This window comes from Mesorhizobium shonense, assembly GCF_040545255.1.
Taxonomy (GTDB): Bacteria; Pseudomonadota; Alphaproteobacteria; order Rhizobiales; family Rhizobiaceae; genus Mesorhizobium; species Mesorhizobium shonense.
In genome coordinates this window covers 302,371-317,726 of the sequence record NZ_JBEPLM010000007.1, presented here as the reverse complement: position 1 = coordinate 317,726, position 15,356 = coordinate 302,371, and the positions used below count along the sequence as shown (strand labels likewise).

At 59.2% G+C, this 15,356-nt stretch carries 20 protein-coding genes; 9 read left to right on the top strand and 11 right to left on the bottom strand.

Annotation, left to right across the window (positions count from 1 at the left end):
- Positions 1–210: 210 nt before the first annotated feature.
- The 6 genes from fsa to ABID26_RS20300 form a co-directional block, all read right to left on the bottom strand.
- The gene (fsa, locus tag ABID26_RS20325) at positions 211–867 is read right to left on the bottom strand and encodes a fructose-6-phosphate aldolase (protein WP_126098397.1); all 657 of its coding nucleotides are present in this window, start codon (positions 865–867) and stop codon (positions 211–213) included.
- Between the two features lie 126 nt (positions 868–993).
- Positions 994–1,365, bottom strand: coding sequence for a DUF488 domain-containing protein (locus ABID26_RS20320; RefSeq protein WP_126098396.1), 372 nt, complete (start codon positions 1,363–1,365; stop codon positions 994–996).
- A complete protein-coding gene (locus tag ABID26_RS20315; RefSeq protein WP_126098395.1) occupies positions 1,362–1,583 on the bottom strand; it encodes a hypothetical protein in 222 nt (73 codons plus the stop codon). Before ABID26_RS20315 ends, ABID26_RS20320 begins: the two co-directional genes overlap by 4 nt.
- 42 nt (positions 1,584–1,625) lie before the next feature.
- Complete coding sequence (locus tag ABID26_RS20310; protein WP_126098394.1) at positions 1,626–2,033, bottom strand: c-type cytochrome; 408 nt, start codon at positions 2,031–2,033, stop codon at positions 1,626–1,628.
- Positions 2,034–2,151: 118 nt separating this feature from the next.
- A complete protein-coding gene (locus ABID26_RS20305) occupies positions 2,152–3,753 on the bottom strand; it encodes a GMC family oxidoreductase (protein ID WP_354416147.1) in 1,602 nt (533 codons plus the stop codon).
- 195 nt (positions 3,754–3,948) lie between these two features.
- Positions 3,949–4,713, bottom strand: a complete 765-nt coding sequence (locus ABID26_RS20300; protein ID WP_354416145.1) for a gluconate 2-dehydrogenase subunit 3 family protein — start codon at positions 4,711–4,713, stop codon at positions 3,949–3,951.
- A gap of 152 nt (positions 4,714–4,865) precedes the next feature.
- On the opposite strand from ABID26_RS20300, the gene ABID26_RS20295 reads away from it, so the two are divergent.
- On the top strand, positions 4,866–5,753 hold the full coding sequence (locus ABID26_RS20295) for a LysR family transcriptional regulator (protein ID WP_245460230.1): 888 nt from the start codon (positions 4,866–4,868) through the stop codon (positions 5,751–5,753).
- Here the strand turns inward: ABID26_RS20295 and ABID26_RS20290 are convergent.
- From ABID26_RS20290 to ABID26_RS20280, 3 genes are all read right to left on the bottom strand, one after another.
- Positions 5,743–6,600, bottom strand: coding sequence for a two-component system sensor histidine kinase NtrB (locus ABID26_RS20290; protein WP_126098391.1), 858 nt, complete (start codon positions 6,598–6,600; stop codon positions 5,743–5,745). The genes ABID26_RS20295 and ABID26_RS20290 overlap by 11 nt on opposite strands.
- A 106-nt stretch (positions 6,601–6,706) precedes the next feature.
- Entirely contained in the window at positions 6,707–7,231 is a 525-nt protein-coding gene (locus ABID26_RS20285) for a plastocyanin/azurin family copper-binding protein (RefSeq protein WP_354416142.1), read from the bottom strand.
- Complete coding sequence (locus ABID26_RS20280) at positions 7,228–7,641, bottom strand: DUF5602 domain-containing protein (protein ID WP_292299256.1); 414 nt, start codon at positions 7,639–7,641, stop codon at positions 7,228–7,230. Before ABID26_RS20280 ends, ABID26_RS20285 begins: the two co-directional genes overlap by 4 nt.
- Before the next feature lie 599 nt (positions 7,642–8,240).
- On the opposite strand from ABID26_RS20280, the gene ABID26_RS20275 reads away from it, so the two are divergent.
- The 7 genes from ABID26_RS20275 (at position 8,241) to ABID26_RS37085 (ending at position 14,138) form a co-directional block, all read left to right on the top strand.
- Complete coding sequence (locus ABID26_RS20275) at positions 8,241–8,765, top strand: PTS sugar transporter subunit IIA (RefSeq protein WP_354416140.1); 525 nt, start codon at positions 8,241–8,243, stop codon at positions 8,763–8,765.
- 469 nt (positions 8,766–9,234) lie between these two features.
- Positions 9,235–9,699: a group III truncated hemoglobin gene (locus ABID26_RS20270; RefSeq protein WP_354416139.1), complete on the top strand. Its 465-nt coding sequence runs from the start codon at positions 9,235–9,237 to the stop codon at positions 9,697–9,699.
- 60 nt (positions 9,700–9,759) lie between these two features.
- Complete coding sequence (locus tag ABID26_RS20265) at positions 9,760–10,221, top strand: RrF2 family transcriptional regulator (RefSeq protein WP_126098386.1); 462 nt, start codon at positions 9,760–9,762, stop codon at positions 10,219–10,221.
- 47 nt (positions 10,222–10,268) lie between these two features.
- On the top strand, positions 10,269–10,412 hold the full coding sequence (locus ABID26_RS20260) for a hypothetical protein (protein ID WP_189521461.1): 144 nt from the start codon (positions 10,269–10,271) through the stop codon (positions 10,410–10,412).
- Positions 10,413–10,473: 61 nt separating this feature from the next.
- Positions 10,474–10,683, top strand: a complete 210-nt coding sequence (locus ABID26_RS20255) for a hypervirulence associated TUDOR domain-containing protein (protein WP_126098385.1) — start codon at positions 10,474–10,476, stop codon at positions 10,681–10,683.
- 670 nt (positions 10,684–11,353) lie between these two features.
- The gene (locus ABID26_RS20250) at positions 11,354–12,022 is read left to right on the top strand and encodes a uracil-DNA glycosylase family protein (RefSeq protein ID WP_292341694.1); all 669 of its coding nucleotides are present in this window, start codon (positions 11,354–11,356) and stop codon (positions 12,020–12,022) included.
- A gap of 211 nt (positions 12,023–12,233) precedes the next feature.
- Entirely contained in the window at positions 12,234–14,138 is a 1,905-nt protein-coding gene (locus ABID26_RS37085; protein WP_435528590.1) for a cytochrome ubiquinol oxidase subunit I, read from the top strand.
- A 111-nt stretch (positions 14,139–14,249) separates the two neighbouring features.
- Here the strand turns inward: ABID26_RS37085 and ABID26_RS20235 are convergent, their stop codons facing one another.
- Positions 14,250–14,924 carry an NYN domain-containing protein gene (locus ABID26_RS20235; protein WP_245460326.1) on the bottom strand — a complete coding sequence of 225 codons (675 nt, stop codon included), beginning with the start codon at positions 14,922–14,924 and terminating at the stop codon, positions 14,250–14,252.
- Here ABID26_RS20235 and ABID26_RS20230 point away from each other — a divergent pair.
- Positions 14,878–15,249: a hypothetical protein gene (locus ABID26_RS20230; RefSeq protein WP_245460403.1), complete on the top strand. Its 372-nt coding sequence runs from the start codon at positions 14,878–14,880 to the stop codon at positions 15,247–15,249. The genes ABID26_RS20235 and ABID26_RS20230 overlap by 47 nt on opposite strands.
- Here ABID26_RS20230 and ABID26_RS20225 read toward each other — a convergent pair.
- Complete coding sequence (locus tag ABID26_RS20225) at positions 15,199–15,354, bottom strand: hypothetical protein (RefSeq protein ID WP_189350210.1); 156 nt, start codon at positions 15,352–15,354, stop codon at positions 15,199–15,201. The two genes, ABID26_RS20230 and ABID26_RS20225, sit on opposite strands and share 51 nt — an antisense overlap.
- Positions 15,355–15,356 lie beyond the last annotated feature (2 nt).

Below are 15,356 nucleotides of genomic sequence, written 5' to 3'. Positions count from 1 at the left end.
ATCTTCCACCTGCGCAGCCTCGGATCGCATCGTGCCTGGCTGGATTTGCCCTCGTCGCACCGCTCGCGCCAAGCGCCCCGCCTGGTCACTGTCGCGAGATTGAGCAACGCTCAGGCGCGAGTTTCCTGCCATTTTTGGTGGCACGCAAACGAATTTAATCGGCAATTGCGTGCAACTTTTATGTTGGCCCAGCGATCCCAAGGCTGACAGCTATAGGATCGTTTGCCCCGTCTTGCCCCAGTCGGCGAGAAAGGATTCGAGGCCCTTGTCCGTGAGCGGGTGTTTGGCGAGGTTTCTGAGCACTGCGGGTGGCACAGTGGCGATATCGGCGCCTGCAATCGCCGCCTGTTTGACATGGAGCGGGGTGCGAATTGAGGACGCGAGGATTTCCGTCCTCAAGGATTTGTCGTTGTCGTAGATCGCGCGGATTTCCCGGATCACCTCCATGCCGTCCAGACCGAGATCGTCGAGCCTGCCGACGAACGGCGAAATAAAGGTCGCGCCTGCTTTGGCTGCGAGCAGGGCCTGGTCGGCCGAAAAGCACAGTGTGACATTGGCCTTGTGCCCGAGCTGACTGAGCGCACGGCAAGCCCTGAATCCATCCCAGGTCGAGGGCACCTTGACCGCCACATTTGGCGCGATGCTGGCCAAACGCTCTCCCTCGGCGATCATGTCATCGAAGTGTATCGCCGTGACCTCCGCTGAAACCGGGCCCTCGATCGTCTGGCAAATCTCCTCGATCACATCTCTGATCGGTCGGCCGGTCTTAGCGATAAGGGACGGGTTTGTGGTCACCCCATCGAGGACGCCAGCGGCAGCGAGCTCGCGAATTTCAGATATATCGGCGGTATCGACAAAGAATTTCATTGCCATTCTCCTTAAGGCGAATGCGCCCAACGATGATTGGATGGGTTTTCACTGGTTTGGTTTCCGATGGATTTGTTCTCGGTGTCTTGATCGCACATGCCTGTGAACAGGAGCGACCTGACGTTTCTATCGATGTCTCAGCAGAATCTCTCTGAGGACGACGGCATCGTTGTGGGCCTCGTCATGAGCCGAGTAGACGAGTGTGACGGGGCCCGCTCGGTTCAGGTCGCGCAGCCGATCGAGTTCATCGCGATGCTCACGGATTTCCGCCGCATATCGCCGGCGGAATTCCTCCCAGCGGGCTGGATCGTGTCCGAACCATTTCCGAAGCTCGGTGCTTGGCGCGAGTTCTTTCATCCAATAGTCGATGGCGGCCTCGGTCTTCTTGACCCCACGCGGCCAAAGTCGGTCTATCAACACCCGCGTGCCATCGTCAGCAACAGGGCTCTCATATGCCCGCTTCAATTTTACTCTGTCGCTGAAGTTTTTTTCGCTCATCGACGTCGTGTCCCTTCCGTCTCCGTGTCGTCAACAGCATCGAGAACGCCGGAGAATTCTTTTCTAAGGATTGCCTCGTCGGCTTGATCCGAGACGAACACGAAGATGTCGCCGCGATATCGCTCGATCCAGTGATGGCCGGTTCCATGGCTGCGCAGATAGTCACCGATCTGATGAACCGTGGAATACCCCAGACCCCGATGCAGGACGAACTTCATAAGATTGTGCTTTGCAAAGCCGGGAACAGGTCGCCCTCTGACTCAGGGGGCGACCTTCTGTCCTTCGGCGTTGAACTGTTTCAGATAGGCGATCACATCGGCGATCTCCTGGTCCTTGCTGAGACCGGCGAATGTCATCTTTGTGCCTGGCACCAGTTTGCGCGGCGCGCGCAGATAGGTCGTCAGCGTCGGCTCGTCCCAGGTCAGACCCGAATTCTTGTTCGCCGCGGAATAGCTGTAGCCCGGATACGTACCGGCCGGGCGGCCGACGACCCCATTCAGGACAGGTCCTACTCCGTTCTTTGCGTCAGGACCGACTTGGTGGCAGGCCATGCACCTCTTGAAGACGACGGCGCCGGCCCCGGCGTCGCCGGGAGATGGATTCTGCGCCTGCGCCGAACTGATTACAGTAAGAATCGCGATTGCTAGTGCAGGCACGGTCGGTTTCATTTTTGCTGCCTTCAATGAGCGACGGATTGGATTCCGCCAAGTCTGCCTGTGGAAAAGATCCGGGTACGATGCACGGCCAAGCCTGCCGGATCCGGCCTGCGGATCCGGCAGGCTTGTATCAGGCGTCAACCAGGGGGCCGGGATTCTTGAGGTACTGATGCTTGATCGCGTCCGCTGCCCAGTACGCCAGAGCGCCTACTGGCCCGGTCGGGTTCTTCCCGGCGTTCTGTGGAAACACGCAAGCGCCGGTGACGAACACGTTCGGAACATCCCAGACCTGAAGATACTTGTTCAGTACGCTGGTGCTTGGGTCGGCGCCGAAAACCGCTCCGCCTGTGTTGTGAGTGCTCTGATATGGCACGATCGAGTAGGGTATCAGCGGCACGCTTCGATCGACCCTGGTGGCGCCCATCTCCTTTGCGATGGTCACGCAGATGTCGGCCTGAGCGTTCATCTGTTTTATCTCGTTGTCCTGGAAGTCGAATGTCATCCTCATGAGGGGACGCCCAAAAACGTCCGTATAGGTCGGATCAAGGCTCAGATAGTTTTGGCGGTAGGCCATCACCGCGCCCTGATTGCCGACACTGGCCGCGTGGTCATAATTGTCGACCACTGCTTTCTTCCAGTCGGAGCCCCACCGCGGCGTGCCGTGGGGCGTTGGATGCGACTGGATGGGCCGGGCGCCCGAGTTGCTGCAGCTGATGCCGCCGCCGCCGATGTAGCCGGCTTTCACGAAATCGTAGTTGTCGCCGTTGAAATCATCCATGCAGGTGCCGAGCGCGCCGGCGCCCATGTAGCGATTGAGGATAGTTTTCTTGTCGAAGAAGGCGGTAGCCCCGCCACCGCACTGATAGGCATAGTTCCGGCCGACCACGCCCTTGCCCGTTGCGGGGTCGTAGGGCACACCGATCCTCGACTGCAGCAGCAGACTGACGTTGCCGAGCGCATAGGCCGACAGGACGATGAGGTCGGCAGGCTGTTCGAACTCGCGGCCTCGTGCATCGAGGTAGCTGACGCTGACCGCCTTCTTGCGGGTCGAGTCGAGATTGACCTTCAGCACGATCGAATTTGTGCGCAGTTCGAAATTCGGGTTCTTCAGCGCCAGCGGAATGACGGTGAAGTGCGGGCTCGCCTTGGCATTGGCCTCGCAACCGAAACGTTCGCAAAAACCACAATAGTGACATTGGCCGAAGGCCACGCCATCGGGATTGACATAGTCCCTTGACGCGTTCGACGACGGGTTGGGGAAAGGGTGGTAGCCGAGGTTGCGGGTAGCCTTCTCGAACATCACCATGCTCTGCGCGGCAATCATCGGAGGATTGGGGTACTCTTCCTTTCGCGATCCCTCGAAGATGTTGCCGCCGTCGATCTTTCGGCCATTGATATTGCCGGCCTTGCCGGAGGTGCCGCAGGTCTTTTCAAACTTGTCGTAATAGGGCTCGAGATCGTCATAGGTGATCGGCCAGTCCTGCAGGTGCATGTCCGACGGGATGATCTTTTCGCCGTACTTGTCGACGGTCCGGGTGCGCGGCTGATGGTCCCACTCGAGCCAGCGCCAGGTCACGCCGTTCCAGTGCACGCCCGCGCCACCAACGCCCTGGCCGGGCAGGAACGAGCCAAGTTGACGCATCGGCAGCGCCGTTTGCGATCCGTTGTTGCGGAACGTGATGGTTTCCCGCCGCACATTCTGCATGAGGTCGTGACGGGCGGCGTAGCGCAATTCGTCATGGATTTCCGGGTCGATGAAGTCCGGATTGGTGTCGCGCGGGCCTCCCCGCTCGAGGGCGACGATCTTCAGCTTGGTGGACGCAAGCTCCTTAGCGATGATGCCGCCTGTCCATCCAAGGCCGACAATCAGGACATCGACAGCGTTCAGTTTGGTGGCCATGTCAAAGTCTCCTTCTTCTTCCGCCGGTCAAATGAGGTCCTGGATGCCCTTCGGCTCAGCCTTGTAGGGTTTGTTCCGGAACGGCTCGATCTTGTCCGCGTACATGGCGTCCGCGCCGGGGAAGCCGATCATCTTCCAGGCAGCCGCGCCTTTGTTCCCGCCATACATCGGGTCCGCGAAATAACCCTCGATCGTGAGCTGCAGCAGGAGCCCAAAGAAGGTCGCCGTCGGCACTGTCGGAAGCTCGACCTTCTTGCTGTCGAGGTCGGCCATCACTGCGGCACGGTCTTTTGCCGACAAGCCGTCGAAGGTGCTCTTGCGCTCCTTCTGCACATAGGCGCTGACATCGGCGATGCCGGCCCGAATCAATTCCGACGGCGTCATCGGCAGTTGATAGCCTTGCTCCGGCGTGCCCTCGCCGAACGGCCCTTCAAGGTACAGCCGGTCGCCCTTGCCGTATCCGCCGGCCATCTGCCGGTCGATGTAGGTCGCTACGCCAAGTTCCTTGGCGCCGGGACCGGTTGCGTCGCTTGGAATGAGTGTATCGACCGCCGCTTCGATGAAGGCGGACTCGTTCACGTTGAAGAATTCATAGCCAGGCCCTCCAGCATGAGGGTCAGTGGCGGCGGTCACGTGATGATGTTTCGTATCGGAGGCCGCAGCCATGGTTTCGTCCGCCGATGCGGATCCGCTAAACGGCAGGGTGCCTGCGGCCGCCCCGGCCGCGCCGAACAGTTTCAGAAAGTCACGACGTCCTACATCGCCCCGGTCGCTTTTCTCTTTTGTCGACATGATTTCTCCTGGACGCTGCAGGCAAAACGGTGGGTGAGGTTGGAGAGGGCTCGCGCCCGCACCAACCCGGCGCTGCGCAGCATCCAGCGCTAAGCCTCAGTGGATTTCGTGAAGCCTAATGTTCGCGCTCGTTATGTGGCAAACGAAATTCATTGACATTTAAGCGCAATTTTTATGCTATCCGCGATATGGACATTGAACTCGCCCGTACCTTTATCGAGATCGTTTCGACCGGGAGTTTCATTCGGGCCGCTGAACGCCTGAACGTGGCTCAAACGACGGTGAGCGCGCGTATCCGCAACCTTGAGCAACAGCTCGGCCGCGCGCTCTTCGTCCGGCACAAGGGTGGAGCTTCGCTCACCCCTGCCGGCGAACAGTTCCTGCGTCACGCGCCGATGTTCGTCCAGCTATGGCAGCGCACCCTTCATCAGGTTGCCGTGCCGCCGGGCCGCCGAGCTGTTCTCACGGTCGGCAGCGAAGTCAGCCTTGCGCAACCTCTTCTGCTCGATTGGGTCCGATGGATGCGCCGCTCGCTTCAGGATATTGCGCTTAGAGTACACGTCGACGTGCCGCAGGATTTGATCAACCAGGTCGCGTCGGGACTGGTCGACTTGGCAATCATGTACGCGCCGCCCCACAGACCGGGTTTGAAGATCGATCTGCTTATCGACGAAAAACTCGTCCTCGTAACTACAAATTCCGAAGCGCGCGTCCTGGACGAATCCGATTATGTTTATATGGATTGGGGGCCGGATTTTGGACTCCACCACGGGATGAATTTCCCGAGTGCTGCGCCGGATCTTTCTTTCGATTTGGGACCGCTCGCACTGAGCTATGTTCTTGCGACGGGCGGCTCCGGATATTTCAGAATGAGCTCAGTGCAACCCCACATAGAGGCCGGTCGGCTTCATCTTGTGCCTGAAATGCCGCAGTTCTCCTATCCGGTTTACGCAGTGCAATCCGCAAGTGCGGACGAGAGTGCGGTAGGCCCTGCCTTGGCGGGACTGCATGCTGTTGCGGACGGCGACATCAAGCCATAGGTACTTTTGATGAGACCTCGGCTTCCGGTTGGATCGAAGGGAACAGCAGGTCGACTGTCGTCCCAAGCCCCGGTTCGCTTGCAATGCGGACATGGCCGCCAACCATCCGTATCAATGCCTGCACCTGTGACAGCCCTATGCCGGTGCCCTTCTCGCCTTTGGTGGTGAAGAACGGATCGAACGCCTTTCGCAGGACTTCCGCGGTCATGCCGCAGCCTTGGTCCTTGACGCGAACACAAACGAAGGTTCCTGGTCCCGGCGGGTCAGGCGTCGCGGTCTCCTGCACCAATGGCTCGGTTACGATCCCGATCTCGCCACCGTCGGGCATGGCGTCCCGCGCGTTGACGATGAGATTGAGCACCGCGGTGTCGAATAGCGCGGGATCGATCAGGCAATCCGGAATATCGGAGGAAAGTTCAAGCCGGACGCGTATGTCGGGTCCGGCGCCGTACCTCAGCAACGGCTCGAAGGACCTGAGGAATTCATTCAGGTCGCCAGCATGTGCTTCGAGTTCCCGGTGCTTTGCGAAAGCGAGCAGTTGCGAGGTCAAATCGATCCCGCGATCGATCCCTTCCCGCGCCATCGCAATGAAGGCACGCACACGTTCGGGCTCGTCGGCTCTTTTTTCCGCGAGCCTCAGCCCGGATTCGATGACCGCCAGCAGGTTTCTGAAATCGTGGGCGATGCCGCTCGTCATCTCGCCCAACGCGGCAAGCCGATAGGCCGTATGCTCGCGTCGTTCGATTGCGGTTAAGGCATCGAGGGAAGCGGCCGGCAACTGGGAGCGCCCGTCTCGTTCTAGTTGAGACTGCGATTTGTTTTCGCATGGATACACCTTGTCCGTCATGAAGCCGCCCCCTGCCGTCACTGACGATAGCCAAGGAAGCCGCGCCCCCAGTCTGATCGTCGTACTCAGTCCTCCTGTTCAGTCAGGCTTTTTTCGTGGGCATGATCTAACCACGCCGGATGATTCCTTGTGTCATGATGTCTTCGACGTTCGGAAATGCCCTGAGGGCCGCCTCCGGCAAATCGCCATCCGCGCCGACCATTTCACTCCAGTCATGCGCCTCAGGCGCGCCGACGATGATGCGGCCGACCATCCCGGCGTGCTCATGCGGGACGCAGTAGTAGTCATAGGTCCCCTGTTCGGTGAGGGTAACCGAAAAGCTCTCGTTGGGCAGGAGGTAGCCGGAATCCCAAGGTCTTGCCGTCTTGGGGATGCGGCGCGGCCGATCGGAGTTGGCCGGACTGTAGGCAGTTGTCGTGTGCGAATTGCCGGAATTGAGATTTGTCCAGCGGACAGTCTGCCCTGGCTTGATCAGAATGCCTATCGGGTCGAACCAGACCTGTGAGCCGTCGTCGCGCCCTTGCATCCTGATTTCCACCACGTCGTCGGCCCACGCGACCTGGGAAGAGAGGGAAAGGGCGGCGACGAGCCCGCCGCCCCCGCCCAGCACCTGACGACGCGTGAGCATCATTTGGCGACCCGCGCTTCGTCGGCGGCCGGGACATGCCACAGCACGACGTGGACATGCGGTTCCGGAACGCCCGGGTGCCCGGCATTGTAGTAAACGTCGACATGGTCGACATTGCCGCCCGGCGCCGCGAGGTTGTCAAAACGTTTGTCCGGATTGAGATCCTTGATCGGCAGCATGTAGATGGTGCTGACAAGCTTGCCGCCGTGGTCATAGGCAAGGAACGGACCCGCAGGCAATGTCGCCGGATCGACGAAGAGCGCGCCCATGCCCGGAAGGAAGTCGGGCAATTTCACGAGTTTGCTGACCTGTTCGTAAGGAGCGGGTGGCGGAGATTTGGTGACATCGCTCGCCGCCATGGCACAAAGCGAACTGGCCATTGTCACGACAACTGCGAGGGCAAGCTTTTTCATCACGGTAACTCCTTGGTTGGATAAGAAGCCGCGCGGCAGCCGAAAAATTGGAAGGCTTGAAATCCGATCCCTGTCGCGCTGACACGGCCCGTTCGGGCTCGCCCAGCAAGGAGAAGATGGCTATGTTCGTCAAACGAAATTAACTAGCATTTCAGTGCATTATTTTTGCGCTGTTTGGTTACGTTTGGAATCCGGTCCGCAGTCAGGCAATTCTCTTCACGCATTCGATAGCGAAACCTCTGGAATGCGCATCGCCAAGACTCCAAATCATGGCGATGGGGTCGCGAAACCGAGTCGAGGACGCGCCATGGTTGATTTGGGGGAACGTCCTTGCAATACACCGAATAGGCCCCAAGGCGACCGCCGGCGTCGCGCCGCTTGATTTCGAAAAAGCCGTCATTACGTTTTAGTTGCTATGCATATTATGACTGTAACCTTCCGGCGAGGACCCGCAGCGTCTCAAAGCAGGCCTCTAGCCCGGACGCGAAAAGGCCCTGGCTTTGCGTCCGGGGATAGTCAGGTTTCCAGTACAGATTGAACATGCCTTGGGTTGGCTGTTTGGCCGAGCCCCTGTTCGAGATCGCTTAGAGGCGACAGTGATGATCCCATACATCTTGTCGGAAGAAGACATTTCGCTTGACCTCGCGACAAAGGGAAAGCATTCGGCCTTGTCGAGAATAGCTGTCAGGATTGCACGGAGATCAGGACTCGACGAGCAGTTGGTTCTCCGTGGTCTTTGGCGCAGCGAATGCCTTGGCTCGACCGGCATCGGTCGTGGCGTCGCGGTCCCACACGTCTTGTTCGACACGATCTCTTCGCCTGTCGCGTCTTTCACGCGACTGGCTCCGCCCGTCGATTTCCAGGGGCCAGACGACGAGCCCGTCGACATCGTCTATACGTTGCTCTGGCCGTGCTCCGCCGTTTCCACTTTTCTCCCGGTTCTCTCACAGGCGTGCCGGGTGCTTCGGGCGCCTCGGACTCGAGAGGGACTGCGAGGGGCACAGTCAGCCAATGAGGTGATGGCGACACTCGGCACTGACCCGTTTCCGGCCCTTTCCACCAATTCGAGCCCCTGCAGAGCAGGCCTAGGCATTGTCACGCCGACGCAGTTCAACAATGCCTAGGCTCAATTTGTCGCGGAAGCACGCCGTCGGCGCCGGGTGGAGTATCGATTCCCCCTTGTCTGCCCAACACGTTAGCGTCTTCCTTCGCGATGGTGCGCCATGCGGAATGTCCAACCTGCCCGCGCTTTGACGACGCATTGCAGGGGGCGCAAGCACGTCATTCAGGATAAATCCTGCCGACCGAAGGGTGGGGTTCACCAGAAGGTCCGCTAATGGCACCTCGTTTTCACTAGCGGTCGCGTTAAAACATATATTGACAATATATGTTTTTGTTGGAATGCTGTGTCGACCATCAGGACCCCGTGAGCAAACTCATCGATCTTGCAAGACGTGGCTGCTTGCTTGCGGGTTTTCGGTGCGCGCGAAGCAGCTTCGCGCCGGCGGTCGGCAAGCACTCGCAAGAAACTCTCGAAGCCGGGGTCCTGGAGACAATGCTGAAATTGGCCTTGAGGAAGACGGTAACGCGCAAATGGGCGGAAACAGTCGGAGCAACAGAACGATCATCGTCGATGGCGTCCCGCTGTCGGATGTGCTGGATGAGACCATGATCCGGGATGTGGTCCACGGCTTTTATGATGAAATTCGCCGCGATGAGCTTCTAAGCCCTATCTTCCATGAGAGGATACAGCCTGGCGAGTGGCCGGGTCATCTGGCAAAAATGTGTGACTTCTGGTCCGCGACATTGCTGCGGACGGCCCGCTACGAAGGACGGCCCTTGCCGCCACATCTCGCGATCGTAGGCCTCGGCGAGGCGCATTTCCGGCGTTGGCTGAAGCTGTTTCGCGCCACGGTGCGCCACATCTGTCCGCCTGACGTTGCGGCGCTATTCATGAATCGAGCCCTGCGTATTGCCCACAGTTTTCGCCTGGCCGTCGCCTTCAGCCGGGGCGAGACAACGATTGGCATCGAACCGATCGCTGAGAACGACTTATGACCCAGAATTGGCAAATGAGTGCTTCCCATAAAGACAAGTCAATCCAAGGAGCAACCGCCGATGAGGCTGACCAACTTCTCGGACTTCGCCTTGAGGATGTTGATGTACGCGGCCTCGGCCGGCGATCGCCTGATCACGATCGAGGAAACCGCCCGCACCTTCAAGGTGTCGAAGACGCATCTCAACAAAGTCGCCAATACCCTGACGCGCGGCGGCTACCTGAAGGCGGTACGCGGCCGCTCCGGCGGCCTCGCTCTGGGGCTCCGCCCCGAGATGATCCGGATCGGCGACGTCATACGGCTGACCGAACCGGATTTCGCTGTTGTGGAGTGCTTTACCACCGGAAACCAATGCGTGCTCACCGGCTGCTGCAAGCTTTCAAGCATGTTCGGCGAAGCGATAGCCTCCTTCCAGAGCGTCCTCGACCGCTACACGCTTGCCGACATCAACCTGCCACTCAAGGACTTCCCCGGCGGCCCGACACCGCCCACCCGTACTGAGGCAGCACGCAATGGCAAATAATGTTGCGGAGCTTCGACCCACACTGATTACGCCGATGGAGACAAGCCATGGCTGAGCCGAAAAAGAACGACGAGCAGGCGATGGGGGAGATTGAGTCTGGTATCGATCCGGACAACAGCCTGCTGCCCATGTTGATCGGTGGGCTTGTCCTGATAGTCATCGGGGCGGTTGTCATCATGATGTTCGTCTAGCTTTCGTAAAGACGCCCTGACATTTGGAGCGGCGCCTCACATGATTGGAGAAGAGAAGATCATGACGAAATATTCTATTGGCGACCATGTCAGCTGGAATTCAGAAGCCGGCCGGGTCAGCGGCAAGATCATCAAGGTCCATCACCAGGACTTCGACTACAAGGGGCATCGTCGCCATGCGTCGAAGAACGACCCGCAATATGAAATCCTGAGCGACAAGACCGATCACGTCGCCGCGCACAAGGAAAGTGCACTGACAAAGATCGGCTGATGCCTGCCCGATTCAAACCATCGGCCACTCCGCACTCAGCTCGAGGAATTTCTCGACATGCTGGGCGCGGCGCAGGTCGACCCACTGATCGACGTCCGATCCTTCCCCGGTCGCGTGCCAATCCACCCTGCAACATCGACCGGCTGCCTGTCGCAACAGTGGCATTGCCCGCTCTGGGTGGACGGCGGCTGAAACGTCGATGAAATTTTCAACTCCTTCTGGCGCGTCCGGAGTTCCGGGCGCCCGAATTTATCATCGCCTTCAAAGAACTGTTCCGTTTTCGGCCGCGCCCGTCGCCCGGCCTTGATACGCTTGGAGACCGTCTGGTGGCTGTGCGACCGCCGCATCATAACCGACTATCTGCTCTAGAGCGGGCACGCCATCGACCATCTGAAGGGCTTGGGTCACACCCAACACGCCAGGCCCACTCCCCCCGCGTTACGCGCCGGCGACGGAAAATCTTCTATCCGGCTCCCGCCGCCCGCTGGGAAATAGCACCAAGAACGTGGATCGCAGACCAGCGAAACAGAAAAAAGACAGATCGCGCTAGCCGTGCTGAAGCAGATGAGAGCAACAAGCCAGCTACACTTACGATCTGCCCTCAAGAATATTAGGAGACCATCCGATGAATGGCATAATCTTTCGCAGCACTCATCTCTGGTAGCGAAAGATGCAAGGAAAGAACAAATCCGACAGATCCAATACGATAGCGGATGAGCCGGAACCGTTCTCGACGCTTGTGAGCACCATTCGCGCCTGCAGGATCTGCCGTGACCAGCCTAGTTATGGCTTGCCGCTAGACCACGAGCCACGACCGATCCTTCAAGCATCAGAGGGGGCACGCATTTGCATAGCCAGCCAAGCTCCCGGAATCCGCGCGCATGAAAGCGGGCGACCGTTCGACGATCCTTCGGGAGTGAGGCTTAGGCAATGGCTGGGAATGAATGAGGAGGAATTCTACAACCCCTCCATGGTTGCGATTGTGCCCATGAGCTTCTGCTTTCCTGGCCTAAGCCCCACTGGGGGCGATTTGCCGCCCCGCCGGGAGTGCGCGGAGGTCTGGCGGGGAAAGCTGTTTGCACGCCTGCCGACCTTGGCATTGCTGCTAGTTGTCGGCGGATATGCGCATCGATGGCACTTTGGGTCAACATTTGCCGGAAAAGGCGTTAACGAGACTGTACGAGCCTGGCGCCAGATTTATCGAGCCGATCCCTCATTGCTCCGATTACCACTGCCGCACCCGTCATGGCACAACAATAGGTGGCTGAAACAGAATCCGTGGTTCGAGAACGAACTTCTTCCCACGCTACGAACCGATATACGTGCCCTGTTCCCCTGATTTCACTATGGGAGTCAAATTACTCGGAACGACCCAATGACTGCACAGCCACGATGGTGGCACAAGCGAGCATCGATCAGGCGCTCGGTTCGTCCCCAATGTGCTGAAAGCCGCGTTGCCGCTTGGCTTTCGGACTTGTTCCCCATAGTCGCCGTGCTATCGTCCCCACGTGGTCCCTCCCTAACGGGGCCGAGCACACGCAAGGCCATCGATGGAACTCGATCCCCTGCTCCTTTCCCGGCTTCAGTTCGTATGGGTCATCGGCTGGCACATCCTGCTGCCAGCCTTCACCGTTAGCCTCGCGTCCTATATCGCCCTCCTGGAAGGCATGCATTTCTTCACCGGACAGGAGATCTACTTCCGCATTTCGGGATTTTGGATCAAGATTTTTTCCGTCGCCTTCGGCATAGGCGTCGTCTCGGGCATCGTCATGCCATTCCAGTTCGGCACCAACTGGAGCCGTTATTCCGATGCCACGGCAAATGTCTTGTCGCCTCTTTTCGCCTACGAAGGGTTGACCGCCTTCTTCCTTGAGGCCGCGTTTCTCGGAGTGTTGCTGTTCGGCCGGAATCTGGTTCCGCGCTGGGCGCACTTCGTGGCGGCGCTGATGGTGGCTTTCGGCACGCTGCTGTCATCTTTCTGGATACTTTCCGCCAACAGCTGGATGCAGACGCCGGTTGGTTACGAACTGGTCGACGGCCGCTTCTATCCGAAGGACTGGTTCGCGATCGTCTTCAATCCCTCCTTCCCGTACCGCTTCGGCCATACGGTGGTCGGCTTCTATGTCACCACAGCCTTCGTCGTCGTAGGGGTGGCGGCCTGGCTGGTCCGGCGAGGCCGCTCGGTGCCCGAGGGATCGCGCATGCTGTCGATGACCCTGTGGCTGCTGACGGTCCTGGTTCCGCTGCAGATCCTGCTCGGCGACGAGCACGGGCTGAACACGCTCGAACACCAGCCGACGAAGCTGGCCGCTATCGAGGCGCATTGGGAAACCGGACGGCGCGTGCCGCTAGTGCTGTTCGCTCTACCCGATGAACGGAACGAAGCGAACCGTTATACGGTCGAGGTGCCCCTGCTTGGCAGTCTGGTCCTAATCCACGATCTCAATGGCGAGATCCGAGGCCTGAAGGAATGGCCGCGCGACCAGAGGCCACCGGTGGCCATTCCGTTCTTTGCCTTCCGCATAATGGTCGGGATCGGTCTACTAATGCTTGCGATGGTGGCGGCGAGCTGGTGGCTGCGCTGGAAAGGCAGGCTCTTCGATACCTCTTGGTATCTGCAGGCCTGCCAATGGGTCGCTCCGCTCGGGTTCGTGGCGGCCGTGTATGGACGGCTCTCCGTTAGCAAGGGGTTCTTCCAACTTCCATCTGCGCGACGTTTGCGGCTCGCATCGCGGAAGGCGCGCCATCGCCTCCACTGTCGCTCCGCCGTGAACGTGCGCGAGATGAGGAAGTTTCCTTCTCTGCGAGCGCCAAGACGGCATGCCGTCTGCGCAAACAAGATCAAGCGTAGGGTTTCGTCGATCGAAGAGGAGAAGGTCGCGAACACCAAGAGCTCGGCTGGGAATTCCGAGCGAGATATGGAATTGCCTCGCTATCCGTGTGGCAATGCCCTATCGACAGCAATGCAAAATCCCAAATTCATTCAGCCGGTGACGGTTCGGGCGCCAGCACCCAAGACCCCGAGACGGTCATCACCGACGTCTATGAATGCTCGTCATTTCTGCTTCGGAAGTGGCGGGGCAAGCGTGGGCCGTCACATCGCGCCCCGCTCCAGGCCTGCCACGATGCCAGCGCGGACAAAAAGCCCATATCGAGCGTTCGGCGGGCGTTCGCTTTGGCGGCGCGCCAGGCTGGTATTCTGGTCGGGCAGTAAACGGAAGACGACCGTCTTCGTCAGGTCGTTGGCAGACAGGCCAAAGGACGTTCTAATGTCCAACCCGTCCCGGGCATTCTACACAAGCTCGAGCGGCGACCGCTGGCTAGTCGGGGTCGGCGAGCGCGACGAGATTTTCGTGAGGCATGAGCCAAACCGGGCCTCGGGCGGTCAACCTTCCGAGGTTGACATCGAGACGTTCATGGCCCGCGGACCTGGCTCACCCGAAGCAAAGCCTTGATCGATCTGCTCGACCAACTGCGCACGGAACAGGACCGGGAGGACATGGAAAAGCTAGGCGGTCGATAGATAGCCAAACCTGCAAGGGACTCCGTAACGTGCACCGTACCGATTAGGTCTTCCGCCCGCCCCTTCGCGCTGCCTCCGGTTTGATTCTGATGCGTAACGCTCCGCCCTCGGGACGGTCGATTTCGAATGCGTTCGTCTTGCGAACGAGATCGCTCAGCTTGCGAAAACCAAAGGTGCGCGGATCGAAGTCGGAAGCCAGATTGGCAAGCTGCGTGCCAACCGAACCGAGCGGAACCCAGCCATCCTCGCTTTCCATCTGCGCGATGATCTTCCGGATGATCGGCACAGCAGCTGAAGGCGGCTGCAATGGCTTCATGCTCGATACTGCCTCAGGTTCGTTCGCGGGCGCGGACGGCAGCAGGTTCTCGGTATAGACAAATCGCCGGCAAGCCTGGCGGAAACTCTCCGGTGTCTTCTGCTCCCCGAAGCCGAACACGTCGATGCCCTGCTCGCGGATGCGGGCCGCGAGCCGGGTGAAATCGCTGTCGGAGGAAACCAGGCAGAAACCGTCGAACCGGCCGCTATGCAGCAGATCCATCGCGTCGATGACGAGCGTGATGTCCGAGGCGTTCTTGCCTGTCGTGTAGGCGAACTGCTGCTGGGGTATGATGGCGTGCTTCGAAAGGACGTCTGCCCACGCTTTCGAGCGCGAGCTGGAAAAATCGCCATAGATGCGACGCACGCTGGCCTCGCCAATCTTGGCGATCTCCTCGAACAGCCCGTCGGCAATCTTGGCCGAGGCATTGTCGGCATCGATCAGAACGGCAAGGCGCGGCGACCGAGGTTCGGAAGGCGTCATAGGGCTTTCCTTAGCGCTGTTCATGCCACCTGAAGTTCTTGCTTTCAATGTCAATGATGTCGCCGCAGTTCGAGCATTCCATCTGGGTGTGAGTACGAATCCAGCCGACGAGCGTCTTTCCCTGATGATGGCAACGGGGACATTCTACGTCGATTTCGAAGTTGTCTGTCTCGCGCTCTGTCATCGCCATGCCTTAGCTTTCATCAGCAGCGGGCATCTGCGCTTCCTTCTTTTCTACGGATGAAGGTTTCTCCTTTGCAGCTTTCCCCGCAAGCTTGGCTTCTTTCTTGGCCGCCTTGGCCCTGTCTCGTTGACTCCGCTCGTATCGATAATTCGGCTTCATCGCCATTC

What these genes read in the sequence shown, in the direction of transcription:
- ABID26_RS20260 (WP_189521461.1), top strand. Translation starts at nt 10,269, where the DNA reads ATGGCTGAGCCGAAAAAGAACGACGAGCAGGCGATGGGGGAGATTGAG.
- ABID26_RS20275 (WP_354416140.1), top strand. Translation starts at nt 8,241, where the DNA reads ATGATCCCATACATCTTGTCGGAAGAAGACATTTCGCTTGACCTCGCG.
- ABID26_RS20250 (WP_292341694.1), top strand. Translation starts at nt 11,354, where the DNA reads ATGCAAGGAAAGAACAAATCCGACAGATCCAATACGATAGCGGATGAG.
- ABID26_RS20280 (WP_292299256.1), bottom strand. Translation starts at nt 7,641, where the DNA reads ATGAAAAAGCTTGCCCTCGCAGTTGTCGTGACAATGGCCAGTTCGCTT.
- ABID26_RS20320 (WP_126098396.1), bottom strand. Translation starts at nt 1,365, where the DNA reads ATGAGCGAAAAAAACTTCAGCGACAGAGTAAAATTGAAGCGGGCATAT.
- ABID26_RS20300 (WP_354416145.1), bottom strand. Translation starts at nt 4,713, where the DNA reads ATGTCGACAAAAGAGAAAAGCGACCGGGGCGATGTAGGACGTCGTGAC.
- ABID26_RS20230 (WP_245460403.1), top strand. Translation starts at nt 14,878, where the DNA reads ATGCGACGCACGCTGGCCTCGCCAATCTTGGCGATCTCCTCGAACAGC.
- ABID26_RS20290 (WP_126098391.1), bottom strand. Translation starts at nt 6,600, where the DNA reads ATGACGGACAAGGTGTATCCATGCGAAAACAAATCGCAGTCTCAACTA.
- ABID26_RS20285 (WP_354416142.1), bottom strand. Translation starts at nt 7,231, where the DNA reads ATGATGCTCACGCGTCGTCAGGTGCTGGGCGGGGGCGGCGGGCTCGTC.
- ABID26_RS20265 (WP_126098386.1), top strand. Translation starts at nt 9,760, where the DNA reads ATGAGGCTGACCAACTTCTCGGACTTCGCCTTGAGGATGTTGATGTAC.
- ABID26_RS20315 (WP_126098395.1), bottom strand. Translation starts at nt 1,583, where the DNA reads ATGAAGTTCGTCCTGCATCGGGGTCTGGGGTATTCCACGGTTCATCAG.
- fsa (WP_126098397.1), bottom strand. Translation starts at nt 867, where the DNA reads ATGAAATTCTTTGTCGATACCGCCGATATATCTGAAATTCGCGAGCTC.
- ABID26_RS20270 (WP_354416139.1), top strand. Translation starts at nt 9,235, where the DNA reads ATGGGCGGAAACAGTCGGAGCAACAGAACGATCATCGTCGATGGCGTC.
- ABID26_RS20310 (WP_126098394.1), bottom strand. Translation starts at nt 2,033, where the DNA reads ATGAAACCGACCGTGCCTGCACTAGCAATCGCGATTCTTACTGTAATC.
- ABID26_RS37085 (WP_435528590.1), top strand. Translation starts at nt 12,234, where the DNA reads ATGGAACTCGATCCCCTGCTCCTTTCCCGGCTTCAGTTCGTATGGGTC.
- ABID26_RS20255 (WP_126098385.1), top strand. Translation starts at nt 10,474, where the DNA reads ATGACGAAATATTCTATTGGCGACCATGTCAGCTGGAATTCAGAAGCC.
- ABID26_RS20225 (WP_189350210.1), bottom strand. Translation starts at nt 15,354, where the DNA reads ATGGCGATGAAGCCGAATTATCGATACGAGCGGAGTCAACGAGACAGG.